The sequence below is a fragment of the Protofrankia sp. Cr2 genome (genome assembly GCF_963555885.1).
Taxonomy (GTDB): domain Bacteria; phylum Actinomycetota; class Actinomycetes; order Frankiales; family Frankiaceae; genus Protofrankia.
Map to the genome: position 1 here is coordinate 30,500 of NZ_CAUVXG010000030.1, position 26,109 is coordinate 56,608.

Genomic DNA, 26,109 nt, shown 5'->3' on the forward strand with positions numbered 1-26,109 from the left:
TCAACCCGACCAACCCGGGCAAAGGCGGCAGCCATTTGCATGGCGTGATTTTTTCGACGCGATCCGACCGGCAGGCGGACCATCTCGACGTCCCGAATTCGTTAGGGTCTGACCCCGTGGCTGTTGGACACGGTGATGAACCCGAGGTTGCGCCGAATGCCGGACCCTGGACGGGTACCGCGGGACGGCGGCTGTGGGCGCCGTCCCCGCAACGGGTCCGTGCCGCCGGCGTCACCGCCTATCTGCACTGGCTGGCTACTGAGCGCGGCCGAGCGCTGGCGGACGCCAACGCCCTGTGGCAGTGGTCGGTGGACGACCTTGATGGGTTCTGGGACTCGATCTGGGACTTCTGCGCAGTCGAGGGCGACCGCGGGGACGGCCCGGCGCTTGCCGACGCTCGGCTGCCGGGCGCCCGGTGGTTCCCGACGGCCAGGGTGAACTATGCCGAGAACGCCCTGACCCGGCATGGCTCCGCACCCGCGGTGATCGCCGTCCGCGAGGATGCGACCACCGCCGTAGTCTCCTGGGACGAGCTCCGCCGCGAGGTCGCGGCGGCGGCGGCCGGGCTGCGACGCCTGGGTGTCAGCCCTGGCGATCGGGTCTGCGCGGTGCTGCCGAACTGCGTCCATGCGGTGGTGGCGATGCTTGCCACCGCCGCCATCGGTGCGGTCTGGTCGTCCTGTTCCCCGGACCTGGGGTCCACCGCCCTTGCCGACCGCTTCGCTCAGATCACCCCGACGGTGCTCATCGGAGTGGACGGCTACACCTACGGCGGCAACTCCTTCGACACGCTCGGTGTGCTCGGCGCGGCAGCTGACCGCCTACCTGATCTGCGCGCGACTGTCGTCATTCCCTACCTGGCCGCGGACGCCGTCGAGCGTGCCCACCAGGCCGCTCTGCCGGCTGTCATCTCCTGGGAGGATCTCCTGGCGGGGTCCGAGGATCAGCTCCCCGTCTTCCATCGGGTTCCCTTCGACGCGCCGCTGTGGATCCTGTACTCCTCGGGTGCGACCGGCCAGCCCAAACCGATCGTGCAGGGCCATGGCGGAATCCTCCTGGAGCACCTCAAGTCGCTGGTGCTCCATCTCGATCTGGGCCCCGACGACCGCTTTCTGTGGGTGACGAGTACCGGCTGGATGATGTGGAACCTGCTCGTGTCCGGCCTGCTGACCGGAGCGACCGTGGTTCTTTTCGACGGCAGCCCGAAATTTCCCGACCTGGGCGCCCTGTGGCGGCTCGCCGAAGCTGTCGGCGTCACCTGTCTGGGAACCAGCCCAGGTTTTCTGACCGCGTGTGAACGCTCGGGCATCGTCCCCCGGGAGATCGCGGACCTCGCCGCGATTCGCACCATCGGCTCCACGGGTGCGCCGCTGTCCCCGGACGGTTACACCTGGGTCTACGACGCGGTCGGCTCCGACCTCATGCTCTCATCGATCAGCGGCGGCACGGACCTCTGCACGGCCGTCGCAATGGGCCTGCCCACCCTTGCGGTGCGCGCAGGGGAGATCGCCACGCGCGGGCTCGGTTGCGCGGTGAGCATCTTCGATGACGACGGCAAGGAGCTCCTCGACGAGATCGGCGAACTGGTGATCACCGCTCCGATGCCCTCGATGCCGCTGTTCCTCTGGGGCGATGAGGACGGCTCCCAGCTCCGTACGTCCTATTTCTCGACCTACACCGGGGTGTGGCGCCACGGCGACTGGGCTCGGATCACCCCCGACGGCGCCATGATCATATATGGCCGCTCGGACGCGACGCTGAACCGTGGTGGTGTCCGGATCGGTACCGCCGAGCTGTACCAGGTGGTGGAGAACACCCCCGGCGTCGCGGACAGCCTCGTGATTGACACCTCGACCGCCGAGCGGCCCGGCGAACTCGTGCTGTACGTCGCGTTGGACGACGGCAAGACGCTCGACGGCGCCTTCATGAACACCTTGTTGACCACGATCCGTCATGATCTCAGCCCACGTCATGTACCCGACCGGGTCGAGCAGGTCGCCGCGATCCCGCGCACCCACAGCGGCAAGAAGCTCGAGGTACCAGTCCGGCGTCTGCTGCTGGGCGCGCCCCTGGAGCAGGCCGTCAGCCTCGGCGCGGTCGCGAACCCCGAGGCGCTGCTGCCGTTCATCTCACCCGCGGCCCACTGACCGGCAGGTTCACCGGCACATCCACCAACAGCCCCACATCCGCTGGCAAAGCGAGATCCCCTGCCCGGTGACCGGACAGGGGATCTCCACCACGACAACGCACTACATCACCAGACGTGCCACGTCCCCGGCTGCATCAGTCGAGAAACTCCCGCAGTCTGCTCGCGACCGCAGGCTTACGCAGTTCACGAAGGGTGTCGCGCTCGATCTGGCGAATCCGCTCGCGGGTCAGTCCGAGACGGTTGCCTACCTCGGCAAGCGTGTGCTGCTTGCCGTCGGCAAGACCGAATCGCAGCCGCATGACCTCACGTTCACGTGGCGTGAGCCCGCTCAACACACCCTCGATCTCGTCCTGCATGGCGCCGTAGGAGGCGGCGTCCGCGGGCGAGGTGGCGTCCGCGTCCTCGATGAAGTCACCGAGAACGGAGTCGCCGTCGTCGCCTACCGCGGTCTCCAGGCTGACCGTGTCCTGGGCGTACCGACGGAGTTCGACGACCTGTTCGATCGGCATGTCGAGCTCCAGCGCAAGCTCCTCGTCGGTCGGCTCCCGACCGAGCGTGGAGACGAGCTGGCGCTGCAGTCGCGTGATCTTGTTGATCTGCTCGACGACATGGACCGGGATCCGGATGGTCCTGGCCTGGTCCGCCAGTGCCCGACCGATCGCCTGCCTGATCCACCAGGTGGCATAGGTCGAGAACTTGTAGCCCTTGGCGTAGTCGAACTTCTCGACCGCGCGGATCAGACCGAGGTTGCCCTCCTGGACCAGGTCGAGCAGGGTCATGCCGCGACCGCTGTACTTCTTGGCGACCGAGACCACAAGACGCAGGTTCGCCGAGACCAGTTGCTGTTTCGCCGCATGCCCGTCCCGGACCAGGGTCTGGAGGTCACGCCGCAGTACCGGCTCCAGGTCGGAGTCGGTCTCCAGCTTGTACTCGGCGAACAGGCCAGCCTCGACCCGCTTGGACAGTTCGACTTCCTGCGCGGCGTTGAGCAGGGGTACTTTGCCGATCTCGCGCAGGTACATACGCACGAGGTCGGCGGTTCCGGCATGCTCCGAGGTTGCGCGGGCAGCCGGCGCTCCACCTGTTGGCTCCTCCTCGTCGAGGACCTCGACGCCGAGGGTGGTCAACCGGGCAATCAGGACGGGAAGTAGTTCGAGACCGAGGTCAGCGGTCTCGAGTGCTTCGCGAAGTTCGGCGCGACTCAGTTCGCCGGATTCGCGCCCACGCGCGACAAGCTCGGCGACCTGAGTAACGTCGAGTTCGTCGGTATCATCGGGCACGGCCGCCAGGCCACGGCCAGGCGTCGTGCGTGCAGGAGTGGCCGTCCGGCGGGTGCGTCGCGTGCTCGTGGCACGTGTACGCGGCTCGTCGGGGCGCTCATGAAGTTCCAGGGCAGGCAGCGTCATCAGTAGCAGATCCGAAGGTCGGTGCGGGTGGCGGGTCTTGGTGCTTGCACGTATGGGCAACGTCTGGCGACGTCTCTCCCATTCCGCGTTCAGACACAACCGGACGTAAGCGATCGCCGGGTCTACGAAGCAGTGTAGACCCTCGCCCTCGGGACGCTGCACCCGCTGTCGCGAAGACTACCCCGCAGATCGGCCGGTGTGTCGTGAATAACTAACTATCTCTTGAGCTCTCCACATCCACGAGTCGATATCGAGCTCAGACACAACAGACAACCTATATGGAAACAACCCCAGCCGGATCTCGGAATGATCGCAATACGGCAACCCTCAACCGATGTCCGTACCCGCCACCCACCGGTCAAGACGTCAGGTGATGATCTCGACTGGGCAACGCAGGGCACCGCAGCGGGCCATTCGACCGTCAGTGGTCACCAGAACACAGCCGTATGTCTCGGCGGCTGCCGCGTAGGCCGCGTCATACGCGGTGAGGTTGGCACGAAGTTCCCACATGCGCGGTAGCAGTACACGGGTATGGGGAACCACCGGCTCAAGCGCGGCGAGTGCCTCGAGCGCGTCCGCCGCATGGCGCTGACTGATTTTTCCAGCGAGCAGGTTGCCACGGATCGCCGACAGCACCTCGACCATCCAGTGCTCGGGCGCGATCCACCGGTCGTCCGCACGAAGCACCGAACGGCAGCGCTCCCCGATGCCACCGTCGTCGAGTAGGCAGAAGGCGAACACAGAAGCATCAACGACGATCATGTTTCGTCTTCCGGGACGCCCAGGGAGAAGCCCCGTGCGGCCCGCTCCGCTCGGAGCGTGTTCACAATGTCCCCGAGCGCCAGGTTCGTGCCATAGGAACCACGGGAGAACCTTTCCAGGACGGCCAGGTTGTCACGCCGGCGCACCTCGTCCCGCACGATGTCCAGGAGGTAGGTCTGCAGTGACTGACCGCGTTCCAGGGCAATCGCCGCCAGCCGGTCACGGATCTCTTCCGGAACATCACGAATCTGCAGAGCCACCATACATGCAAGTATGCATGCAATCGGAGCACGTGGCCGCCTAGCTGCAGCCGCTGGTGGAACCGCACTGTTCGCAGACGTAACAGCTACCGGCCGGCCGCATGGTCACCCCGCAGGTGAAGCACAGCGGCGCGTCGACCACGTTCTGCGCCGACAGCGACTCCCCTGATGGGACTTCCGGCGGAAGGGAATCGCGAACCTGGACGGTCCGTCGCGTGAGCGCAAAGGGGTGCTCGTGGCCGGCGTGGCGCACCGCGTCGACCACGTCGCCAGCCACCGGCGCCGCTGGATCATCCGATGCCTCGACGGCGCCGGACCCGCCATACTGTCCGGTGAGCTGACGCGCCCGTTCCTGGGCGCTCAACACACCGAGCTCCACCCGGGTCTCCTCGGGTAGGTAGTCCAGCGCCAGGCGGCGGAAGAGGTAGTCCATCATAGACTGGGCTATACGGACATCGGGGTCATCGGTCATGCCAGCCGGTTCGAAACGCATGTTGATGAACTTGCGGACGTAGGTCTCCAGCGGGACGCCGTACTGGAGTGCGATCGAGATCGCGATGGAAAACGCGTCCATCACACCGGACAGGGTCGAGCCCTGCTTCGACATCTTGATGAAGACCTCGCCGAGACCGTCATCGGGGTAGGATCCGGCGGTCATGTAGCCTTCTGCGCCGCCGACCGAGAAGGACACGGTCCGCGACGGCCGGATTTTCGGCAGGCGACGGCGGACGGGCTGGAACTCTTCTTGCGCCGGGCCGGCCGCACCCGCGGACCGCCGCGCGCCACGCAGGTCGGACAGCGGCTGGCCGACCTTGCAGTTGTCGCGGTAGATGGCCAGGGCCTTCAGCCCGAGCCGCCAGCCCTCCAGATAGATCCCCTCGACATCCTCGACGGTCGCCGCCGCCGGCATGTTGACGGTCTTCGAAATGGCTCCGGACAGAAACGGCTGAACTGCCGCCATCATCCGGATGTGTCCCATCGGGCTGATCGCCCGTTCACCGATCGCGCAGTCGAAGACCTCGTAGTGCTCGTGGCGCAGGCCCGGCGCGTCGAGTACATGGCCGTGCTCGGCCACGTACTCGACGATCGCCTCAACCGTCTCGTCGGGGTAGCCCAGCGCCCGCAGCGCGGCTGGAACCGTCTGGTTGACGATCCGCATGCTGGATCCGCCGACCATCTTCTTCATCTTCACCAGCGCGAGGTCGGGTTCGATGCCGGTGGTGTCGCAGTCCATCGCCAACCCGATCGTGCCGGTTGGGGCGAGCAGACTGACCTGCGCATTGCGCCATCCGTGCTTCTCGCCCAAGGCGTGGGCGCGGGCCCATTCGCCGGCGGCCAGGGCGAGCACCCGGGTGTCGTCCGCTTCGACCGTGCGGACCGTGTCGGTCGCGGCGGCGTGCTTACGGATCACTCGGCGATGGGCGTGGGCGTTGGCCGCGAAACCGTCGTAGGCCCCGACTGTGCCGGCGAGTTGCGCGGAGCGCCGGTAGGCCACGGCCGTCATCAGGGCGGTGATCGCGGCAGCCATCGCCCGGCCTCCATCGGAGTCGTACGCGCGGCCCGTCGCCATGAGAAGCGCGCCGAGGTTGGCGTAGCCGATCCCGAGCTGACGGAACATCCGGGTCACCCGGGTGATCTCCGGGGTCGGGAAGTCGGCGAAACAGATCGAGATGTCCATCGCGGTGATGACCAGCTCGACGGCGGCGATGAACGCCTCGCCGTCGAAGGTCAGATCGTCGCGCAGGAACCGCATCAGGTTCAGCGACGCCAGGTTGCAACTGGAGTTGTCCAGGTGCACGTACTCGCTGCACGGGTTGCTGGCACTGATCCGGCCGGAGTCCGGGCAGGTGTGCCAGTCATTGATCGTGTCGTCGTACTGGATCCCCGGATCCGCGCAGTCCCACGCGGCGATCGCGATCGTATGGAACAGCGACCGCGCCCGGACAGTCTCGATGATCCGTCCATCGAGCCGGGCCCGCAGGTGGAAGTCGGTGTCGTCGACCACCGCCCGCATGAACTCGTCCGTCACCCGGACCGAGTTGTTGGCGTTCTGGTACTGCACCGAGACGATGTCGCGGCCGCCGAGATCCATGTCGAAGCCGGCATCCCGCAATGCCCGGATCTTGCTTTCCTCACGCGCCTTGGTCTCGACGAAGTCGACGATGTCGGGATGGTCGACGTCGAGCACGACCATCTTCGCGGCTCGCCGGGTCGCACCACCCGACTTGATCGTTCCAGCCGAGGCGTCAGCGCCGCGCATGAAACTGACCGGTCCGGACGCGGTGCCGCCCGAGGACAGCAGTTCCTTGGACGAGCGGATGCGCGACAGGTTCAGGCCGGCACCGGACCCGCCTTTGAAGATCAGACCCTCTTCCCGGTACCAGTTGAGAATCGACTCCATCGTGTCGTCGACGGCGAGGATGAAACAGGCTGAGACCTGCTGCGGCGCCGCGGTGCCGACGTTGAACCACACGGGGCTGTTGAAGCTGAAGACCTGGTGCAGCAGCATCCACGCCAGTTCATGCTCGAAGACCTCGGCGTCGGTCTCCGACGCGAAGTACCCGTTCTGCAGCCCGGCCGCCGCGTAGGTGCGCACGACCCGGTCGATGAGCTGGCGCAGGGACCATTCGCGGGTGGCGCTGCCCAACGCGCCACGGAAGTACTTGCTCGTGACGATGTTCGTGGCGTTCACCGACCAGAAGTCGGGGAACTCCACCCCGCGCTGCTCGAAGTTGACCGAACCGTCCCGCCAGTTGGTCATGACGACGTCCCGCAGCTCCCAGGTGACCTCGTCGTAGGGATGGACCCCGGGCGAGGTATGGACACGTCCGACCGTCAGGCCGGTGCTCTTACCAGCGGACCGGCTCGACTTCGTGCCACGGGTCTCGGTCATGGCGCTCCTCGTCTGGCGTGTGGCGGGTACGGCGTGTGGCGGGTACGGCAGGGACGGCAACGCGCCGGCCCGTGAACTATCCGGTCTGCGCCCGAAGGCCCGCGATCGCGGTCTCGAAGTCCGCCAGGGACTCGAAGGCCAGATACACCGAGGCGAACCTCAGGTAGGCGACCTCGTCAAGATCTTGCAGTGGGCTGAGAATCGCCCGGCCGATCTCGTCCGAGGGAATCTCAGCCGCTCCCGACGCACGCAACCTGTCCTCGACCAGCTGAGCGAGCTGAGCCAGCGCGTCGGCCTCGACCGGTCGACCCTGACATGCCCGGCGCACACCCGCCACCACCTTCGCGCGGCTGAACGGCTCGGTCACACCACTGCGCTTAATCACCCGCAGTGATGCCTCCTCGATCGTCGTGAACCGACGGCCACAGGATGAGCATGATCGCCTACGGCGGATCGCGGCGCCCTCCTCAGCCTCGCGGCTGTCAACCACCCTGCTGTCCGGGTGTCGACAGAACGGGCATCGCACGGACGATCCCCCAAGATCTTGGAAACTTACAACTCGGTAACTACTACATGTTGTGGTCGACCATAGGGCCCACCACCACGAACTGGCAAACGGTCGGCGTGTCGGACGGTCAGGGCAGACGAAGCGTCTGCCCGGGAACAAGATCGATAGTGGCAAGCTGGTTCATACCGGCCAGCCGCGCCACAATCACCCGAGTGTCACCCTCGGGAGCCAGCACACGCGCTATACCCCATAAGGTCTCCCCGGGCTGGACCACGTGAACACGACTGGAAGCCCCAGCGCCACGCGGTGCGGCCAGCGATGTCACCCGCGCGACGGACAAGATCAGACAGAAGACGACCGCGACGAGGACAATCAGGACCAGCCGGCCCCGCCTGGTCAATCTCAGTGGAGGCAGCACCGGCTGCTCCACCACGCACCTGTTCAACACACCCCTTCACCCCTCGAGATCACGAACTACGAACATCCGTTCGATCGAACGTCTGATCGATTTTGTACCTCATGGCTCCGACGGAATCGTCGCGACACGCTCGAACAGACGTTTGAGAAATCCGGTCGCTGCGGTTACGGTCGTACCGATGAGATGTCGGTCGTGACCACCGGCTCCGGTTCCTGGCGAAAACACCAGGTATGCAGAGAGCGGAGTCTGTCACGACCGCAAAACGAAGGAGAACGGCAGGTATGACCACCGACCCCAACCGCACCCGACGTGGCCGGCCACCGCGCGGTACCGTGCGCGACCTGCCGGATGGGCCGGCGGACGCGTCGGGCCTGACCCCCCGCCAGCGCAAGGTGTTGGAGGTGATCCGCAATGCCGTCGAGCGCCGCGGATATCCGCCCAGTGTCCGCGAGATCGGCGAAGCGGTCGGGCTCACAAGCACGAGCAGCGTCGCGCATCAGCTCAAGATGCTGGAGGAGAAGGGCTTCCTGCGTCGTGACCCGCACCGTCCGCGGGCCATGGAAGTGCTCTCTGCGGACACGCCGGTACGGCCGACGGCACGCGACAGCCTCCACCTCGGGCCGCCGCCGGCCCTGACGGCCGGCACCGGGGAGTCCACCGCCCCGCCCGACGCCCGCCGGGAAGCGGCCTACGTGCCCGTCCTCGGCCGTATCGCAGCGGGTGGGCCGATCCTCGCCGAGCAGGCGATCGAGGACATCTTCCCGCTTCCCCGTGAGATCGTCGGCGAGGGCACGCTGTTCATGCTGAGAGTCGTCGGAGACTCCATGGTCAATGCCGCGATCTGCGACGGGGACTGGGTAGTCGTCCGCCAGCAGCCGGTCGCGGACAACGGCGAGATAGTCGCCGCAATGATCGACGGCGAGGCCACGGTCAAGACGTTGCGTCACCGTGACGGGCACGTATGGCTCCAGCCACAGAACCCGGCCTATGCCGATATTCCGGGTGACGAAGCATCGATCCTCGGTCGGATCGTCGCGGTACTACGCCGGGTCTGAACATGGCAGGTCGGGCGGACCGGATGAAGGCCGGGCGAGTGGTTGCGGTCGTCGGTCCGACGGCGGCCGGCAAGAGCGAGCTCGCGATCGATCTCGCCGCCACCCTCGGCGGCGAGATCGTCAACGCCGACTCCATGCAGCTCTACCGCGGCATGGACATCGGCACGGCCAAGGTGCCGACGCGAGACCGCAAGGGCATTGCGCACCATCTCCTTGACGTCTGGGACGTCACCCACACCGCCGACGTGGCGTCGTACCAGGCACGGGCACGAGCAGTCATCGACGATCTGCTGGTTGCCGGCCGGACCCCGGTACTCGTCGGCGGCTCCGGACTCTACATCAGGGCTGTCATCGACGATCTCAGGTTTCCCGGCACCGACCCGGCGGTGCGCGCACGCCTTGAACGGGAGCTGTCCGAACGTGGGGCTGCCGCGTTGCATGCCGACCTGACCGCACGCGCGCCGCAGGCAGCTGCCGCCATACTGGTCGGCAACGGTCGTCGTATCGTGCGCGCGCTGGAAGTGGTGGAGCTGACCGGCGGCTTCACCGCCTCCCTACCAGAGCACCGCGCGGTCTATGACGTCGTTCAGATCGGCCTCGACCATCCCCAGCTCGACGCCCGGGTTGCCGACCGCGTGGGCGACATGTGGGCTGCCGGCATGGTCGAGGAGGTCCGAACGCTCGCCGACATGGGGCTTCGGAGCGGACGGACCGCCTCGCGGGCGCTGGGTTACGCCCAGGTTCTGGCCTGGCTGGATGGCACGATCGAATCAGGCGAATCGGCCCGACTTGCAACAATTGCCGCGACGCGCCGATTCGTCCGCCGACAACGGTCGTGGTTTCGCCGCGATCCCCGCATAATTTGGCTGGACCGTCCTGACGTCGACCAGGTGGCGGGCATGATCCGCTCAGCCTGACGGGCGATGGGTACCGGCGACCCGTTCATCCCGGCGTCTGGAGACAGCTGTGACCGCGCTCGAGCTGAACCTCGTCCCGGCCCTGTGTGCCGCGTTTGACGACGGGTCGTTGCAGCTGCATTACCAGCCCGAGGTGGACCTGCGCAACGGATCGGTTCCGGCGATGGAGGCGTTTCTGCGCTGGCAACATCCCGACCATGGTCTGCTGAACCCGGCGCAGTTCATGCCGGTCGCCGAAGCCGCAGGCCTGTCCGAACAGGTCGGCCGCTGGGTCCTTCAAACTGCTGTTGCGGAGGCTCGGACATGGCACGAGATGGCTTCGGGGACCACCATCCGCCCGCCCCGACTGTGGGTGAACGTCACCGCCGACCAGCTGACCCGGCCGGACTTCGCGGTCGAGGTGGAACGCCTCATGGCTGGCCGCGGGCTGCCACCGGGAGCCCTCGGGCTGGAGTTCACCGAACAGACTCTTGGGCTCGCGCACATCGGGGTACCCCGTCTGTTGAGCCACCTACGCTCGTTCGGACCGGCGGTGGGCGTCGACGGCTTCGGAACCTGGTACGCTTCCATGTCGACTCTTGACGTCCTGCCACTGGACATGGTGAAGATCGACGGACGCTTCCTCCGCGCCATGCAGCGGGACCTGGAAGGTGAAGCCGTACTGGCCTCGATCATCACGCTGGCTCACCGACGGCGGCTGGTGGTGACGGCAGAAGGCGTTGACAGCATGGTCATCGCGTCCAGGTTGGCCGCGATGAACTGTGACCGCGGCGCCGGCCGGTTGTTCTGTCCACCCGTTCCCACTGACGACGCCCGAATGATCGCGCTCGGCCGTGGCCGACCGGACCGCCGGCATGAGCGCTCGGGATCATCCTCCCACCCCCCCGCCACCGTACCGATGCGACCGCCGGCATCCAACCGCGTCAGAGAAGGGCGATATGACGCTTCCCGCCATTGAGGACTCCATCCGCGACCACGTCCGCAACCACTTCTTCGACGCCACCGGTGAGGGACTCGATCTCGCCGACCGGGCGGCCCTGCGCCGGGTACCGGGTCTGACGACCGAACTGGACGACGTCACCGAGGTCGAGTACCGTCAGCTCCGGCTGGAACGAGTCGTCCTCATCGGCGTGTGGACCGCCGGGACCGCCACGGACGTCGCGACCTCCATGACCGAGCTCGCGGCACTCGCGAACACGGCCGGCTCGGTCATCCTGGACGCACTCGTCCAGCGGCGCGACACCCCCGACGCGGCCACGTACGTCGGTTCCGGCAAGGCACGGGAGCTGTGCGAGGTCGTTGCCGCCGTCGGCGCCGACACCGTTGTCTGCGACGGTGAACTGACTCCCGGCCAGCTGCGCCAGCTGGAGGATGTCGTCAAGGTCAAGGTCATCGACCGGACCGCGCTGATCCTGGATATTTTCGCCCAGCACGCGACATCCCGGGAAGGCAAGGCGCAGGTCGAACTTGCCCAGCTGCAGTACATGCTGCCGCGGCTGCGCGGCTGGGGTGAGTCGATGTCGCGGTCCGGCGGTGGGATCGGCACCCGGGGCCCTGGCGAGACGAAGATCGAAACTGACCGGCGGCGCCTGCGGGCGCGCATGGCCAGGCTCCGCCGCGAACTCGCCGACATGAAGACGATCCGGGCGACGAAACGGTCGTCACGGCAACGCAGCGGGGTTCCGGCGGTCACGATCGCCGGCTACACCAACGCCGGCAAGTCCTCACTGCTCAACCGCCTCACGGGCGCGGGCGTACTCGTCGAGGATGCGCTGTTCGCCACGCTGGACCCGACGGTACGACGCGCCACGCTCCCCGACGGTCGGACCTTCACCCTCGCTGACACCGTCGGTTTCGTCCGCCACCTGCCACACCAGATCGTCGAGGCGTTCCGCTCGACGCTGGAGGAGGTCGCGGACGCCGATCTCCTCCTGCACGTGGTCGACGGTTCGCATCCCGATCCGATGTTGCAGATTACGGCTGTCCGCATGGTGATCAACGACGTCGACGCCGGGGATGTCCCCGAGCTGATCGTGGTTAACAAGATCGACGCTGCCGACCCGGAGGTACTGGCCGGGCTGCGTCGAGGCATCCCGAACGCGGTGTTCGTGTCCGCACGAACGGGCGAGGGCCTGTCCACCCTGGTGGAGGCGCTGACCGAACGTGTGCCCCACCCGGCGGTGGAGGTGTGCGTGCTGGTGCCCTTCGCCCGCGGCGATCTGGTGTCACGGGTCCATGCCGACGGCGAGGTCCTCGATCTGCGGCACACCGCGGACGGCACCGTGGTGCGGGCCCGGGTACCGGTCGGCCTCGCCGCTGCGCTCGCCGTGTTTCAGCCAGAAATCGATCAACACAGCCTCGGTGGCCCGGGGGTTCTCGGTCACAGGTGAGTGCGCGGCCCCGGGGATCACTTCGTAGCGGGCACCGAGGCGTACCGCCATGTCCGCCTGCAGATGCGGCGGCCAGGCGTCATCGGCCATGCCGTGGGCGACCAGAACCGGCGCGCCGGCCTCGCTGGTCGCGGCGGCAAGGTCACCGACCCGGTCAGGCTCGTCGAGAAGCTGCTCGCTCATGACCCGTAGCCCGACATCGCTGCTGGCGAAGAACCGGTGCTCCAGGAACTCCAAGCCGCCGGGCGGGTAGCTGGTGGTGTCCGCGGCGCGCACCGCGGCCCACACCGCGTCGCGGCCGCTGCGGTCGTAGACGACCCGCATGGCTCGCAACGCGATCCGGCGGGCGCCGACGATCCCGGCGGGGCCGGAGCACAGCAGCACCAGGCTCGCCGCGGACGAGGGTCGGCTGATGACCGCGGCGCGGGCGACGAGGCCGCCGAAGGAATGGCCCAGCAGATGCACCGGCTGACCGATGTCGTCGACCACCCGCCCGACATCCTCGGCAAGAGCCTCGACCGTGCAGTCCCGTTCCGGATCGGCGGCAGGCGACTCGTACTGGCCGCGCTGGTCGACCGCGATGACGTTGAACCCGACCGCCGCCAACCCTTTCATGATCACTAGATAGTCCTCCTTGCTCCCGGTGTAGCCGGGCAGCAGGACGACCGGTGGGTCCGCTGGTGAACCGGCTCGCAGTGCCGCGAGACCCGCACAGGTCAGGCGCCGCACCCCTGGCGGCAGTTCCGTCGGCGTCGAGAGCATGGCTAACGACTCCCCCATTCCCAGAAGGCGACCACGTACCCCACACCGTAGGGTGCGGCAACGTACTCAGCGCGAGATAACCATGACCGTACGTACGTGTCGCTCGGTCCAGAAACGAGGCTCGCGCCGGCCAGCACCTGCCAGGACGCACGACCCGCCGCCATCAGCTCACGGGAGACCTCGGGCTCGAGCCGCAACAGCGCGGGCGCGTCAGCGGCGGCCAGCGCCGCCGCCGCCATGGCGTCATGGGCCGCGGCGCGCTCGTCGAATCCCCCGGGCGCACCGACCGTCCGCCGGGCGCTGCCGTCCGCCATCACCAACAACGCGACCCTGGCCGCCCGGCGCGCCAACGCGACGCCGATCTGCGCGGCATCCCGCACGGCGGTCATCTCGCTCACACCGAATCCGACGACGTCCCCCCGCCACGACGTCTGTTCGAGCAGCCAGGCTCCGACCGTCAACGACAACGACAACGACAACAGCGGCTGGCCACCGCATCGCCGACCATGATGGGGCGCCCGCCCCAGCGTCACCGATCGGGGTACCCCGAAGCCTGCCAGCGATCCCGACTGACCGGCCGCGTAGGCCGCGGTCCGTGGGGCATCGCCGACGACCACGAGGAGGTCCGGATTCCACCCGACCAGCCTGCGGATGGCCCGGACCGCCGGTTCTCGCACCGCCACGGGTTCGCCTCGGGCAACCTCGGGGATGAGCAACGGTGGATGCGGGCAGACCGCCGCAGCGACCAGCGTCACCGGCGACGCATGGGTATGCCGAGGTCGGTCGACCGGCGAGTCATCCCAGCGTCACCGTCATGACTCGGTGTGCGCTGCGCGCTCTGCCAGAGGTCACCCGCACTGGTCCGCCGGTGGGTCAGCGGCGGACCGTCCGCCACCAGATGGTGCGGCGCAGCTTTGGTGATCACAGTTTCCACCACATCACCGGGCCGTATCCCGGGATCGGAGATGTCGGACGTGGCCGGTGGCCGGAGGTGGACAAGTCGACCGTCACGGGCACGGCCGGATCGTCGTCCGGTGGCGGCGTCCTTGCGTCCCTCGCCGTCGACAACCAGGACCTCCACCCGCTCACCGACGATCATGCGGTTGGCCTCCCAGGAGATCTCCTCCTGAACAACCACCAGCCGGTCATAGCGCTCCTGCACGACCGCCGGTTCGACCTGCCCGTCCATGGTCGCCGCCGGGGTGCCGGCCCGCCGGGAGTACTGGAACGTGAAAGCACTGGCGAACCGCGCCTCGCGGACCACCTGCAGGGTGTCGGCAAAATCTGCCTCGGTCTCCCCGGGGAAGCCGACGATGATGTCGGTGGTGATCGCGGCGTGGGGCATCGCCGCCCGTACCCGCTCGACGATCCCGAGGAAACGCTCCTGGCGGTAGGAGCGGCGCATCCGCCGCAGCACCGCGTCCGACCCCGATTGCAACGGCATGTGCAGCTGCGGACACACAGCCTCCGTCGCCGCCATCGCCTCGATCACATCATCGGTGAAATCGCGTGGATGCGGGGAGGTGAATCGGATGCGCTCCAAGCCGTCGATCGTCCCGCACGCGCGCAGCAGTTTCGCGAACGCCCCCGGGTCACCCAGCGACCGGCCATAGGAGTTCACGTTCTGGCCGAGCAGAGTGATCTCCAGAACGCCTTCGGCGACCAGCGCCTCGACCTCGGCGAGAACGTCCCCGGGGCGACGGTCGGCCTCCTTGCCGCGCAGGCTCGGCACGATGCAGAAGGTGCAGGTGTTGTCGCAGCCGACACTGATACTCACCCAGGCCGAATGGTGTGTTACCCGCTTGGCGGGAAGCGCGCTGGGGAATACCTCCAACGCCTCGGCGATCTCAACCTCGGCCACCGCGTTGTGCCGGGCACGTTCCAGCAGGACGGGCAGTCTGTGTAGATTGTGCGTTCCGAACACGACATCCACCCAGGGGGCGCGTTCGATGATCAGCGAGCGGTCCTTCTGTGCGAGGCAGCCACCGACGGCGATCTGCATGCCCGGGTGGCTCTGCTTGGCAGGGTACATCTGGCCGAGATTGCCGTAGAGGCGGTTGTCAGCGTTTTCCCGTACCGCGCACGTGTTGAAGACCACCAGATCGGGCGTGGCGTCGACTCCGGTCTCGACCGGTACGTAGCCGGCGGCCTCAAGCATGCCGGCGATGCGTTCGGAGTCGTGAACGTTCATCTGACAGCCGAACGTCCGGACCTGATAGCTGCGGGGACTCACCCAGCCAGCCTACGGCGCGCAAGCCGGACGCTCCCAGCCGGACAGCCCGCTAGCGGGCGACTTCGACGGCGCGAGTCTCCCGGACGACGGTGACCCGGATCTGACCGGGGTAGGTCAGTTCGTCCTCAATCTGCTTGGCGACATCACGAGCCAGCATATGGGCGGCGATGTCATCGACCTGATCCGATACGACCATCACCCGGACCTCGCGGCCGGCCTGCATCGCGAACACCTTCTCAACACCCGGGCGCTCGCCGGCAATCTGCTCGATGCGCTCGAGCCTTTTGACGTAGGACTCCAGGCTCTCCCGGCGAGCGCCCGGTCGCCCGCCGGAGATCTGGTCGGCGGCCTGGGTCAGCACGGCCTCGATCGACCGGGGCTCGACCTCGTTGTGATGCGCTTCGACGGCATGCACCACCTCCTCGTCCTCACCGTAGCGCCGGGCGATCTCGGCACCGATGAGGGCGTGGCTGCCCTCCACTTCGTGAGTCAGAGCCTTGCCAAGATCATGAAGCAGTGTTCCCCTCTTGGCCAGGGCTGGGGGCAGCCGCAGTTCAGCCGCCATGATCCCCGCCAGATGGGCGCACTCGACAAGATGCGCGAGGACGTTCTGCCCATAGCTCGTCCGATAACGCAGGCGTCCGAGCAGGGCGATCAGCTCGGGATGCATCTCCGCGATCCCCGTCTGCATGAGCGCGTCCTCACCGGCGCGGATACAGCGAGCCTCGACCTCACGCCGGGCTCTGTCGTACTCCTCCTCGATCCGGTGTGGATGGATGCGCCCATCTGAGACCAGCGCCTCCAGGGTGATCTTTCCAACCTCGCGTCGCACCGGATCGAAGCAGCTGAGCAGGACCGCCTCCGGCGTGTCGTCAATGATGACATTCACCCCGGTGACCGCCTCGAACGAGCGGATGTTGCGTCCCTCGCGGCCGATGATGCGGCCCTTCATCTCGTCGTTGGGCAGATGCAGCACGGAAACAACCGACTCGGTGGTCGCCTCCGATGCGACGCGCTGGATAGCCAACGTCACGATTTTCCGGGCCCTGTCCTCGCCCTGCTCCCGAGCTTGTGCCTCGATGTCACGGATGAGCACGGCGGCATCGCGGCGGGCATCGGCCTCGACCACCTTGACAAGCTCGGCACGCGCCTGGGCAGCAGTGAGCCGGGCGACGGTCTCCAGCGTCTGGCGCCGTTCCTCCTCCAGGTCGACAAGTTCGGCCCGACGCCTGGCAACCTCGACCTCCCGAGCCGCGAGATCATGGTCCCGGGTCTCAAGCTGGCTTGCCTGTTCGTCAATCGCGGCCGTGCGAACCTCCAAGCGCTGTTCACGCTGGACGAGCCGGGCGTCCTGTGCGTGGAGCTCAGATCGCAGTTGCCGCACCTCCGCCTCGGCCTGCACGCGGAATGTCTCGGCCGCCTTACGACCCGATTCATGCGCCTGTGCCTCCGCAAGGGACGCTCGCAGCGCGGATTCGGACTCTGCCCTTTCCTGCACCGCCCGGGCGGTCTCCTCGGCTCGGCGGATAAGTTCGGCGGCCTCCAGTTCCGCCTGCTCGCGACGTTCAGCGGCCTGTTGGGTGTCGACAGGCTCGGTCGGCTGCTCGTCATCCGTGCCAGGCCGGGGCGCCGCCAACGCACCCGCGCCCAGTACACGCAGGAGCAGTACGGCTATGACCACCAAACCCATGAGCAGACAGGCCCCAAGCACAGCAAGGAGAACACCCATCGGTCCTCCTCCCGCTACCGGCCTTGGCCCGCAAGTAGCGGGCCGGAGCGGCGAAGGACCCACGAAACGGGCCGTTCCGGAACGTCAATCCGTGTCGCTACCGACGGGCGGGTTGAGCCCAAGCGAACACGACGGCGCCTACAGACGCCGCGATCCGGGCCAAGCACTCTCGTGTGAACGTGTTTCACGCTATCGGAACCGCGTCACCGCGGGAGCCCTCTCACCTTCGGTGAGCGTAGGTCTGCGCCTGTCGAACGGTCAAGAAATGCTAGTCCGCCGCATCACCCTCCAGTTCTTCCGTGACCACTCGCATCACAAGATCAGAAGGATAGCCACGACGATCGAGCAACGCGGCCAGACGTCGGGCACGCACCTGCGCCGGCACGTCGTCCATCGTGGCCAGCCTGCGTCGTACCAACGTTCGTGCGGTGGCCTCCTCGTCCTGGCCGTCCACGGCCTGCAGAGCCACCGAGGAAATCTCCGGATCCACCCCCCGGCGCCGCAGTTCGTGGGCAAGACCGCGCCGACCGAGGCCACGGTTCACGCGGGCGGAGGACACCAACGCGGCGGCGAACGCCTTGTCGTCCACCAGACCCACCGCGACCAGACGGTTCAGCACAATCTCCGCCGTTTCCGGATCAACTCCGCGGCGATCCAGCGTGGCGGCCAGTTCCGCGCGGCTTCGTGGGCGGGCTTCAAGCTGGCGCAGGCATATCTCCCGTGCCCGCTCCACCGGATCCGCGCCCTCTTCTCGGCTACGATCCGACACCGGCATCACCGATCAACGCCTTCCGTCAGTCAGAGATCAACCGCTGGTGGGGATGGCTGATCGGCGTCGATCGACGGCACCAGGCCGAGAGTTTCCTTGATCCTCTTCTCGATCTCGTTGGCGATGTCGGGGTTGTCACGCATGAAGGATCGAGCGTTCTCCTTACCCTGACCCAACTGATCGCCGTCGTAGGTGTACCAGGCTCCGGACTTGCGGATGATGCCGTGCTCGACCCCCATGTCGATCAGGGAACCCTCACGGCTTATGCCAGCGCCATAAACGATGTCGAACTCCGCCGTCCGGAACGGAGGCGCCATCTTGTTCTTCACGACTTTCACCCGAGTACGGTTACCCACGGCATCCGCACCGTCCTTCAGAGTCTCGATACGACGGACATCCAGCCGTACTGAGGCATAGAATTTCAGCGCCTTGCCACCCGTGGTCGTCTCGGGCGAACCGAACATGACGCCGACCTTCTCGCGGAGCTGGTTGATGAAGACGGCGGTGGTGCCCGTGTTCGAAAGAGCACCGGTCAGCTTGCGCAGCGCCTGGGACATCAGCCTGGCCTGGAGGCCGACATGACTGTCGCCCATCTCACCTTCGATCTCGGCCCTGGGCACGAGAGCGGCCACCGAGTCGATGACGATGATGTCGATCGCCCCGGATCGGATGAGCATGTCGGCAATCTCCAGCGCCTGCTCACCGGTGTCGGGCTGGGAGACCAGCAGCGCGTCGGTGTCGACCCCGAGTTTGCCCGCGTAGTCGGGGTCGAGTGCGTGCTCGGCGTCGATGAAGGCGGCGATCCCGCCGGCCGCCTGGGCGTTGGCGACCGCGTGGAGGGCAACCGTCGTCTTACCGGACGATTCCGGACCGTAGATCTCCACCACACGCCCTCGTGGCAGCCCGCCGATGCCGAGTGCCACATCCAACGCGATGGAACCGGTCGGGATGACCTGGACCGGTGGACGGGTTTCGTCACCGAGCCGCATAATCGAGCCCTTGCCGAACTGCTTGTCGATCTGTGCGAGGGCGTTCTCCAACGCCTTCTCACGGTCGAGTCCTGCCATGGGAGTCACTCCAGGCTGAGGTCGTCGAGTCTTGGCCACGTTAGTGACGGTAGGGGGCAGGTCCGACAGTTTCGAGCGCCGGGCCGGACCTGTGGACAACCGACCGGCCAAGGGTGAAGCGATCATGGCTCTCCTCCTGCCACCAGCGCCCACAGCAGACCTGGGCGCTCGGCATCCACAGTAGACGAACATTCGTTCGACCACGCGGTCGACACGCGGCAAATCGGGTCAACGGTCGCGCGCGGGTACCTCGAACTCGTCACACACAGCCCGCCAGACATCCTTGACATGGTCGCCGCGGGCCAGAGCGTCGTACACCGTCACCCCGCCGAGCCGGGCGACCACATGGTCACGGGCGACCGATTCCGCATACCCGGAACCGAACTGCTTGTTCATCCGCGCCCAGAACTCAGTCAGTCGCACGCTCTCCAGTCTGTCGGACCGCCCAGGCAGACTCGGAACATGTCCACCCGATCCCCCCTCGCACGGTTCTGCGCACCCACCCGGGCCTGGTTCGCGGCCGTGTTCCCGGCGCCCACGCCCGCGCAGGTGGGTGCCTGGCAGGCGATCGGTGACGCAGCCAACGTCCTGGTCGTCGCGCCGACCGGGTCGGGCAAGACGCTCGCGGCGTTTCTGTGGTCGTTGGACCGGCTCGTCCGCGCCGGTCCAAGCGCCGAACCGTCCCGACGGTGCCGCGTGCTGTATGTGAGCCCGCTCAAGGCGCTGGCCGTGGACATCGAGCGCAATCTGCGGGCACCGCTCGCCGGCATCCGGGCGGCCGCGGTACGCCTGGGCCTGCCCGAGCCCGACGTGCGGGTGGGTATCCGGTCCGGCGACACGCCGGCCGGCGAACGGCGGGCACTTGGCCGGCTACCACCGGATGTGCTCATCACCACGCCCGAGTCGTTGTTTCTGATCCTGACCAGTCAGGCTCGCGAGTCGCTGCGCGCGGTGGAAACAGTGATCGTGGACGAGGTACACGCCGTGGCCGGCACCAAACGTGGCGCGCACCTCGCGCTCAGCCTGGAACGCCTCGACGCGCTGTTGGAACGCCCCGCCCAGCGGGTGGGGCTGTCTGCGACCGTTCGCCCGATCGAGGAGGTCGCACGCCTGCTCGGCGGGGCTGGCCAGGTCACGGTCGTACGCCCACCGACCGACAAGACGCTGCGGATCGACGTGGTCGTACCGGTGGCGGACATGACCCGCCTCGACGAGAACCCGATCGAAACTAATCAGAAAGCCTCGATCTGGCCCGCCGTGGAGGAACGCATCCTCGATCTCGTCCTCGCGCACCGATCGACAATCGTCTTCGCCAATTCGCGGCGGCTCGCCGAACGACTGTGCGCCCACCTGAACGAGGCATACACCGCACGCACGCACACCGATCAGCCGCTGGCCCGGGCCCATCACGGCAGCGTCAGTCGAGAACAACGGGCGCTCATCGAAGATGATCTGAAGGCTGGCCGGCTGCCCGCGGTGGTGGCCACCTCCAGCCTGGAACTCGGCATCGACATGGGAGCGGTCGACCTCGTCATCCAGGTCGAGTCACCACCCAGCGTATCCGCGGGCATGCAACGGGTCGGGCGCGGCGGACACCAGGTCGGAGCCGTCAGCCGAGGGGTGATCTTACCCAAACACCGTGGGGACCTCCCACAGTGCGCCGTCGTCGCCGAACGGATGCGCGACGGTGAGATCGAGGAGCTGCGTTACCGGCGTAACCCGCTCGACGTCCTGGCCCAGCAGATCGTGGCGATGGTCGCGATGGAACCGTGGTCGGTCGACGACATGGCCGCGCTGGTCCGACGCGCCGCGCCGTTCGCGACACTGCCGTCATCGGTGTTGGATGCCGTCCTGGACATGCTGTCCGGCCGGTACCCCTCCGACGACTTCGCCGAACTGCGCCCGCGGGTCGTCTGGGACCGCTCAGCCGGCACACTCAGCGGACGGCCCGGCGCCGGTCGGCTCGCGGTCACCAGCGGGGGCACGATCCCCGACCGGGGCCTGTTCGCCGTCTTCCTCGTCGGTGAGAAGGCAAGCCGGGTCGGTGAACTGGACGAGGAGATGGTGTACGAGTCGCGCGTCGGTGACGTCGTCCTGCTCGGCTCGTCCAGCTGGCGTATTGAGGAGATCACCCCTGATCGGGTGTTGGTGACTCCGGCGCCGGGACGGCCGGGTCGGCTGCCGTTCTGGCACGGCGACGCGCCCGGCCGACCGGCCGAGTTGGGTCGGGCGCTCGGCGCGTTCACCCGGGAACTCGTCCGCCTCGGGCCCGAACGTGCGCGCCAACGCATCCAGGCTGCGGGTCTCGACGAGTGGGCGACTGACAACCTGCTCGCCTACTTCGCCGAGCAGCGGGCGGCCACCGGTCACCTGCCCGACGACCGGACGATCGTCGTCGAACGCTTCCGCGACGAGCTCGGTGACTGGCGGCTGGCGGTTCACTCACCGTTCGGCGCCCCGGTGAACGCGCCGTGGGCGCTGGCCATCGGAGCGCGCCTGCGCGAGCGTTACGGTGTCGAAGTACAGATCATGCATTCCGATGACGGCATCGTGGCGCGAATACCCGACGCCGACATCGCGCCCACTGCCGATGTCACCGTGTTCGACCCGGACGAGATCGACGCGGTGGTCCGGACAGAGGTCAGCACGAGCGCGCTGTTCGCGAGTCGGTTCCGCGAGTGCGCCGCCCGGGCGCTGCTGCTGCCCCGGCGTACCCCCGGCCGGCGGACGCCACTGTGGCAACAGCGCCAGCGCAGCGCCCATCTGCTGGCGGTGACGGCACGCTTGGACAACTTCCCGATCGTGCTGGAGACCATGCGGGAGTGTCTGCAGGACGTCTTCGACGTCCCTGCCCTGGCCGGGTTGATGCGTGACATGGCATCACGAACCCTGCGTGTGGTGGAGGTGGAGACCGCCACACCGTCGCCTTTCGCCCGGTCCATGCTGTTCGGCTACGTTGCCGCGTTCGTGTACGCCGATGACACTCCGCTGGCCGAACGCCGGGCCCAGGTACTGGCGTTGGACAGCTCCCTGCTCGCGCAACTGCTCGGCCAGGCGGATCTGCGCGAACTGATCGACGCGGCTGTCCTGGCGCAGATCGAGGCCGAACTGCAGCGGCTGGCGCCCGACCGGCGTGCACGCGACGTCGAGGGGGTGGCCGATCTGCTACGCGTGGTCGGCGACCTCGCCACCACCGAGGCGCTGGCGCGGGGAGCGACCGCGGCCTGGCTCGCCGAGCTGGTCCACGCGCGTCGCGCGCTCCGGGTGCGCATCGCGGGTGAGGAACGCTGGGTGGCGATCGAGGACGCCGGACGACTGCGCGACGCCCTCGGCGTTCCGGTTCCCATCGGGGTGCCGACGACCTTCACCGATACGGTCGTCGATCCCCTGGGGGACCTGCTGTCCCGGTACGCCCGCACGCACGGGCCGTTCGACACCGAAGCAGTGGCGCACCGGTTCGGTCTGGGCGTCGCAGTGGTCACCGCCGGTCTTGAACGGATGCTCGCGACCGGCCGGCTCGTGCGCGGTGAGTTGCGCCCGGGCGGCACCGGCGAACAGTGGTGTGACGAAGGCGTCCTACGGGCGCTGCGCCGGCGCAGCCTCGCGGCGTCGCGGCGTGCTGTCGAACCGGTACCCGTCCAGGCGTTCGCCCGGTTTCTGCCAGGATGGCAGGGGGTCTCGCCCAAGAGCGGCGGTACGGGCTCGTACGGCATCGACGCGGTGGCACGGACGATCGAGCAACTCCAGGGCGCACTCGTCCCCGCCAGCGCCTGGGAGCAGCTCATCCTGCCGAACCGGGTGCCGGACTACAGCCCGGCCATGCTCGATGAGCTGTGCGTGTCCGGCGAGGTGCTGTGGGCCGGCGCCGGTGGCCTGCCCGGCAACGACGGCTGGGTCACCCTCGTACCGGCGGACGCCGCGGCCCTGCTGCTGCCCTCGGCGGCACCGGACGCCGCCAGCACCCCGCTGCACAGCGCGGTGCTCAAAGCCCTCGACGGACAGGCTGCACTGTTCTTCCGGACCTTGTCCGACCGGGTCACCAGTCTCGACGACACCGCGCTCGCGAGCGCCCTGTGGGACCTGGTGTGGGCGGGCCTGGTCACCAACGACACCTTCGCCCCGTTGCGAGCCGCGCTGAGCGGTGGGCGTGGTACCCACCGGAGCAACCGTCGCGTCGCCCGCCCGGCCATGCCACGCCGCGGCGGCCCACCGACGGTGGCCGGCCGCTGGTCCCTGCTGCCTGAACGTGATCCGGATCCGACGCTGCGAGCCCACGCGCAGGCCGAGGCGATGCTCGAACGGTACGGGATCGTCACCCGCGGTGCGGTCGCAGCCGAACGGATCCCCGGCGGCTTCGCCGCGATGTACCGCATACTGTCGGCATTCGAGGATTCCGGACGATGCCGGCGCGGCTACTTCGTGGAGTCTCTCGGAGCGGCCCAGTTCGCCGTACCCGGCGCGGTCGACCGGCTGCGGGCGAGCGCGCCACCCGCGGGTGCGGTCGTGCTGGCCGCGGCCGATCCAGCCAACCCGTTCGGCGCAGCCTTGCCCTGGCCTGCATCGGCCAACGGTGGGCACCGGCCGGGGCGGACCCCTGGCGCGCTGGTCGTCCTGGTCGACGGTGAGTTGATCCTGTATGTCGAACGCGGCGGCAGGACCTTGCTGACCTGGGCCGAAGACCTGGGCCGGCTACAGCCGGCAGTCGACGCCCTCGCGAGCACCGTCCGCAAGGCCGGTGGTCAGTTGCGGCTTGCTCATGACCTGCTCGGCAGCGAGCTCGGTCAAGCGCTGGAACGCGCGGGTTTCCAGCACACTCCGGGCGGCCTGCGGCTGCACGCCTGAAATCAGCGCCTGAGGTCCCGCAAACCCTCGGCAAAGGCCCGCAGGGTGGCGGTCTGGCGGTCAAGACCGTCGAGCTGCACCGGCGTCGGGACGGTCGAGACCGTCGAGGCGAGCAGGTCGGTGGCGGCGGCCAGCATGGCGTCCAACGCCTGCACCGCAGCGTTCATCGCGCTCACCAGTTCTGAGACCGTCGATATGATCTCGGACCGGCGGCCGGCGTCCGCAACCGCCCGAGCCGCCGACTCGCAGGCGAGGACGTGCTGAGCCCGATGCCGCAGGCTGTCCACCACCTCCGCGGCCGATGCCATCGCCGCGCGGACCGCCTCGGCAGCTGGTCCCGGCGGCGACGCCCGCATGATCGCTATGAGAGCCGGGATCGCCGCCTCACCGCGCTGCAGCGGGTCCGCCGCGGCCGACCCGTAGAGCCGGACCCGTGACGGTAAGGGTGCCGTCGGCAGCGGCAGGACCACGGGCGACGACGACGCGGCGCTCTGTGCCTGGTGCCAGGCAAGGCCCGCCCGGGCCAACGCACCGGCCGCCACGACCAGCCACCCCCAGCTGCCCTCCACCACCGCAATCGTCGGGGCGACGACGGCCACCCCGACCCATATCCGGGTGGACCGCTCGGCCCGCCGGCGGCGGCGGGCATGCCCGCGGACAAGCTGCCGCTCACCGCGTACCAGGCTCCGGCGTTCGATGTCGGCACGCAGCCACTGCGGTAGGTAGTTCGCCAGCATCGGGTCAGGATTCCAACTGGTCCGGGGAGCGCTTGTCGGCAGACAGCGCCGAGCGGATCTCCGTCAGCCGATTGGACGCCTTCGCGTCCATGGTCGCCCTGCGGATCTCCGACATCCGGGCCTCCACGCCCTGGGAGGCAAGTTCATGGCGTCCCAGGGATACCGCGTAGCGCTGCTCGACCTTGTCGCGGACCTCCGCCAGCGTGGGGGTGTCACCCGGCGGAGTCAGCTGGGACATTCCATCAAGGGCCTTGCTCAGCTGCTCCTGCATGGCGGCATGCTCGATCTGGGTCAGCAGACGCGCGCGCTCGGCAAGCTGTCCCTGCAACCGCGCGGTGTTGTCCTCGACGGCACGACGGGCCTGCTCGGCCGAAAAGGTGGCCTGTTGGTGCAGGGCCTTGAGCTCCTCCAGAGAACTCTCCACAGCCACAAGCTGGCCGGCGAAAGCCCGTGCGGTCTGCTCGTACCGTTCGCCGCCGGTCGCATCGCCGTTCGCGTTGGCCGCATCGGCGAGGATGACGGCCTGACGCGCGGAGTCGGCCAGACTTTCCACCTCGTCGATCTGACGTGCCATCCGCATCTCCAGCTGCCGCTGGTTACCCACCACCGCGGCGGCCTGTCCGACGAGCGCCTGATGCTGACGCTGGGCCTCGGTGATCGCCTGATCGATCTGGACCCGCGGATCGGCCTTTTCGTCCAGCTTCCGGTTCGCCGATGCAGACAGGTAACGGTAGAACTTGCGGACGACGTTCGCCATGCACCGATCGTCCCACGCCGGCGCTGCGCCGCGAAGCTAAGCTGCGCGCTCCACCACAGCGGTGGCTGTGCCGCCCCCGCGTGCCTGCATGGCCGCCATCGGCGGCATTCCCGCCATCGGGCCACCGACCCGCGCAGACCCGCCAGCGGCGAACTCGGCGAGCTCCAGATCGTCGCTCACCTCACGGAGCAGGTCGGCCAGCCGGACACCGAGCGCCGCACAGATCGCGGCGAGCAACTCCGAACTCGCCTCCTTCTGCCCACGCTCGATCTCGGAGAGGTATCCGAGCGATACCCTCGCGGCGGAGGACACCTCACGGAGGGTTCGACGTTGATCTTGACGGCGGCGGCGCAATGCCTCGCCGAGCATGCGTCGGAGCAGGACCATCGTGCCTCCTCCTTCGTCCTCGGGCTGGGCCTTACCGTATACCTGCCGTCCACCGGGATGGCCGGCCG

General features: G+C 67.9%; 21 protein-coding genes and 1 pseudogene. 6 read left to right on the forward strand and 16 right to left on the reverse strand.

Annotated elements, in window-relative coordinates; all coding sequences use genetic code 11:
- The first annotated feature begins 116 nt into the window (after nt 1-116).
- A complete protein-coding gene (locus U9978_RS14740) occupies nt 117-2,147 on the forward strand; it encodes an acetoacetate--CoA ligase (RefSeq protein WP_322761693.1) in 2,031 nt (676 codons plus the stop codon).
- 136 nt (nt 2,148-2,283) lie between these two features.
- On the opposite strand, the gene U9978_RS14745 is transcribed toward U9978_RS14740, so the two are convergent.
- The 6 genes from U9978_RS14745 to U9978_RS14770 form a co-directional block, all read right to left on the reverse strand.
- Complete coding sequence (locus tag U9978_RS14745) at nt 2,284-3,555, reverse strand: RNA polymerase sigma factor (RefSeq protein WP_322761694.1); 1,272 nt, start codon at nt 3,553-3,555, stop codon at nt 2,284-2,286.
- A gap of 366 nt (nt 3,556-3,921) precedes the next feature.
- Nucleotides 3,922-4,317, reverse strand: coding sequence for a type II toxin-antitoxin system VapC family toxin (locus U9978_RS14750; RefSeq protein ID WP_322761695.1), 396 nt, complete (start codon nt 4,315-4,317; stop codon nt 3,922-3,924).
- Nucleotides 4,314-4,580 carry a hypothetical protein gene (locus U9978_RS14755; protein ID WP_322761696.1) on the reverse strand — a complete coding sequence of 89 codons (267 nt, stop codon included), beginning with the start codon at nt 4,578-4,580 and terminating at the stop codon, nt 4,314-4,316. Before U9978_RS14755 ends, U9978_RS14750 begins: the two co-directional genes overlap by 4 nt.
- A gap of 37 nt (nt 4,581-4,617) precedes the next feature.
- Nucleotides 4,618-7,470 carry a vitamin B12-dependent ribonucleotide reductase gene (locus U9978_RS14760; protein WP_322761697.1) on the reverse strand — a complete coding sequence of 951 codons (2,853 nt, stop codon included), beginning with the start codon at nt 7,468-7,470 and terminating at the stop codon, nt 4,618-4,620.
- Between the two features lie 76 nt (nt 7,471-7,546).
- The gene (nrdR, locus tag U9978_RS14765) at nt 7,547-7,996 is read right to left on the reverse strand and encodes a transcriptional regulator NrdR (RefSeq protein ID WP_322761698.1); all 450 of its coding nucleotides are present in this window, start codon (nt 7,994-7,996) and stop codon (nt 7,547-7,549) included.
- 109 nt (nt 7,997-8,105) lie between these two features.
- Entirely contained in the window at nt 8,106-8,396 is a 291-nt protein-coding gene (locus U9978_RS14770) for a LysM peptidoglycan-binding domain-containing protein (protein ID WP_322761699.1), read from the reverse strand.
- A gap of 281 nt (nt 8,397-8,677) precedes the next feature.
- Between U9978_RS14770 and lexA the strand changes: the two genes are divergently transcribed.
- The 4 genes from lexA to hflX are packed head-to-tail and all read left to right on the forward strand — an operon-like array spanning nt 8,678 to nt 12,758.
- The gene (lexA, locus tag U9978_RS14775; RefSeq protein ID WP_322761700.1) at nt 8,678-9,451 is read left to right on the forward strand and encodes a transcriptional repressor LexA; all 774 of its coding nucleotides are present in this window, start codon (nt 8,678-8,680) and stop codon (nt 9,449-9,451) included.
- Between the two features lie 2 nt (nt 9,452-9,453).
- Nucleotides 9,454-10,368 (forward strand): tRNA (adenosine(37)-N6)-dimethylallyltransferase MiaA, encoded by a 915-nt coding sequence (gene miaA / locus U9978_RS14780; protein WP_322761701.1) that lies wholly within the window; start codon nt 9,454-9,456, stop codon nt 10,366-10,368.
- Nucleotides 10,369-10,417: 49 nt separating this feature from the next.
- Nucleotides 10,418-11,326: an EAL domain-containing protein gene (locus U9978_RS14785; RefSeq protein WP_322761702.1), complete on the forward strand. Its 909-nt coding sequence runs from the start codon at nt 10,418-10,420 to the stop codon at nt 11,324-11,326.
- Complete coding sequence (gene hflX, locus U9978_RS14790) at nt 11,307-12,758, forward strand: GTPase HflX (protein WP_322761703.1); 1,452 nt, start codon at nt 11,307-11,309, stop codon at nt 12,756-12,758. Before U9978_RS14785 ends, hflX begins: the two co-directional genes overlap by 20 nt.
- Before the next feature lie 27 nt (nt 12,759-12,785).
- Here the strand turns inward: hflX and U9978_RS14795 are convergent.
- From U9978_RS14795 to U9978_RS14825, 7 genes and pseudogenes are all read right to left on the reverse strand, one after another.
- Nucleotides 12,786-13,538: pseudogene (locus U9978_RS14795) on the reverse strand (alpha/beta fold hydrolase); the annotation flags it as partial.
- Nucleotides 13,523-14,275, reverse strand: a complete 753-nt coding sequence (locus U9978_RS14800; protein WP_322761704.1) for a hypothetical protein — start codon at nt 14,273-14,275, stop codon at nt 13,523-13,525. The gene U9978_RS14800 and the pseudogene U9978_RS14795, both read right to left, overlap by 16 nt.
- Nucleotides 14,272-15,711 (reverse strand): tRNA (N6-isopentenyl adenosine(37)-C2)-methylthiotransferase MiaB, encoded by a 1,440-nt coding sequence (miaB, locus tag U9978_RS14805; RefSeq protein ID WP_416210976.1) that lies wholly within the window; start codon nt 15,709-15,711, stop codon nt 14,272-14,274. Before miaB ends, U9978_RS14800 begins: the two co-directional genes overlap by 4 nt.
- Before the next feature lie 91 nt (nt 15,712-15,802).
- The gene (rny, locus tag U9978_RS14810) at nt 15,803-17,482 is read right to left on the reverse strand and encodes a ribonuclease Y (RefSeq protein ID WP_322761706.1); all 1,680 of its coding nucleotides are present in this window, start codon (nt 17,480-17,482) and stop codon (nt 15,803-15,805) included.
- 268 nt (nt 17,483-17,750) lie between these two features.
- Nucleotides 17,751-18,257, reverse strand: coding sequence for a regulatory protein RecX (locus U9978_RS14815; protein ID WP_322761707.1), 507 nt, complete (start codon nt 18,255-18,257; stop codon nt 17,751-17,753).
- A 23-nt stretch (nt 18,258-18,280) separates the two neighbouring features.
- Entirely contained in the window at nt 18,281-19,318 is a 1,038-nt protein-coding gene (recA, locus tag U9978_RS14820; protein ID WP_322761708.1) for a recombinase RecA, read from the reverse strand.
- 228 nt (nt 19,319-19,546) lie between these two features.
- On the reverse strand, nt 19,547-19,741 hold the full coding sequence (locus U9978_RS14825) for a DUF3046 domain-containing protein (protein ID WP_322761709.1): 195 nt from the start codon (nt 19,739-19,741) through the stop codon (nt 19,547-19,549).
- Nucleotides 19,742-19,780: 39 nt separating this feature from the next.
- Here U9978_RS14825 and U9978_RS14830 point away from each other — a divergent pair, with 39 nt between their 5' ends.
- On the forward strand, nt 19,781-24,160 hold the full coding sequence (locus U9978_RS14830; protein ID WP_322761710.1) for a DEAD/DEAH box helicase: 4,380 nt from the start codon (nt 19,781-19,783) through the stop codon (nt 24,158-24,160).
- A gap of 2 nt (nt 24,161-24,162) precedes the next feature.
- Here the strand turns inward: U9978_RS14830 and pspM are convergent, their stop codons facing one another.
- From pspM to U9978_RS14845, 3 genes are read right to left on the reverse strand one after another with little or no spacing between them, the layout of a single operon-like run.
- Nucleotides 24,163-24,897, reverse strand: a complete 735-nt coding sequence (pspM, locus tag U9978_RS14835; RefSeq protein WP_322761711.1) for a phage shock envelope stress response protein PspM — start codon at nt 24,895-24,897, stop codon at nt 24,163-24,165.
- 4 nt (nt 24,898-24,901) lie between these two features.
- Complete coding sequence (locus U9978_RS14840) at nt 24,902-25,654, reverse strand: PspA/IM30 family protein (protein WP_322761712.1); 753 nt, start codon at nt 25,652-25,654, stop codon at nt 24,902-24,904.
- 36 nt (nt 25,655-25,690) lie between these two features.
- Complete coding sequence (locus U9978_RS14845) at nt 25,691-26,041, reverse strand: helix-turn-helix transcriptional regulator (protein WP_322761713.1); 351 nt, start codon at nt 26,039-26,041, stop codon at nt 25,691-25,693.
- Nucleotides 26,042-26,109: the final 68 nt, after the last annotated feature.

Bases quoted from the DNA above. Each gene is read 5' to 3' on its own strand.
- U9978_RS14745 (WP_322761694.1), bottom strand. From the start codon at position 3,555: ATGACGCTGCCTGCCCTGGAACTTCATGAGCGCCCCGACGAGCCGCGT.
- U9978_RS14750 (WP_322761695.1), bottom strand. From the start codon at position 4,317: ATGATCGTCGTTGATGCTTCTGTGTTCGCCTTCTGCCTACTCGACGAC.
- U9978_RS14755 (WP_322761696.1), bottom strand. From the start codon at position 4,580: ATGGTGGCTCTGCAGATTCGTGATGTTCCGGAAGAGATCCGTGACCGG.
- U9978_RS14760 (WP_322761697.1), bottom strand. From the start codon at position 7,470: ATGACCGAGACCCGTGGCACGAAGTCGAGCCGGTCCGCTGGTAAGAGC.
- lexA (WP_322761700.1), top strand. From the start codon at position 8,678: ATGACCACCGACCCCAACCGCACCCGACGTGGCCGGCCACCGCGCGGT.
- miaA (WP_322761701.1), top strand. From the start codon at position 9,454: ATGGCAGGTCGGGCGGACCGGATGAAGGCCGGGCGAGTGGTTGCGGTC.
- hflX (WP_322761703.1), top strand. From the start codon at position 11,307: ATGACGCTTCCCGCCATTGAGGACTCCATCCGCGACCACGTCCGCAAC.
- miaB (WP_416210976.1), bottom strand. From the start codon at position 15,711: ATGAACGTTCACGACTCCGAACGCATCGCCGGCATGCTTGAGGCCGCC.
- rny (WP_322761706.1), bottom strand. From the start codon at position 17,482: ATGGGTGTTCTCCTTGCTGTGCTTGGGGCCTGTCTGCTCATGGGTTTG.
- U9978_RS14815 (WP_322761707.1), bottom strand. From the start codon at position 18,257: ATGCCGGTGTCGGATCGTAGCCGAGAAGAGGGCGCGGATCCGGTGGAG.
- recA (WP_322761708.1), bottom strand. From the start codon at position 19,318: ATGGCAGGACTCGACCGTGAGAAGGCGTTGGAGAACGCCCTCGCACAG.
- U9978_RS14830 (WP_322761710.1), top strand. From the start codon at position 19,781: ATGTCCACCCGATCCCCCCTCGCACGGTTCTGCGCACCCACCCGGGCC.
- pspM (WP_322761711.1), bottom strand. From the start codon at position 24,897: ATGCTGGCGAACTACCTACCGCAGTGGCTGCGTGCCGACATCGAACGC.
- U9978_RS14840 (WP_322761712.1), bottom strand. From the start codon at position 25,654: ATGGCGAACGTCGTCCGCAAGTTCTACCGTTACCTGTCTGCATCGGCG.
- U9978_RS14845 (WP_322761713.1), bottom strand. From the start codon at position 26,041: ATGGTCCTGCTCCGACGCATGCTCGGCGAGGCATTGCGCCGCCGCCGT.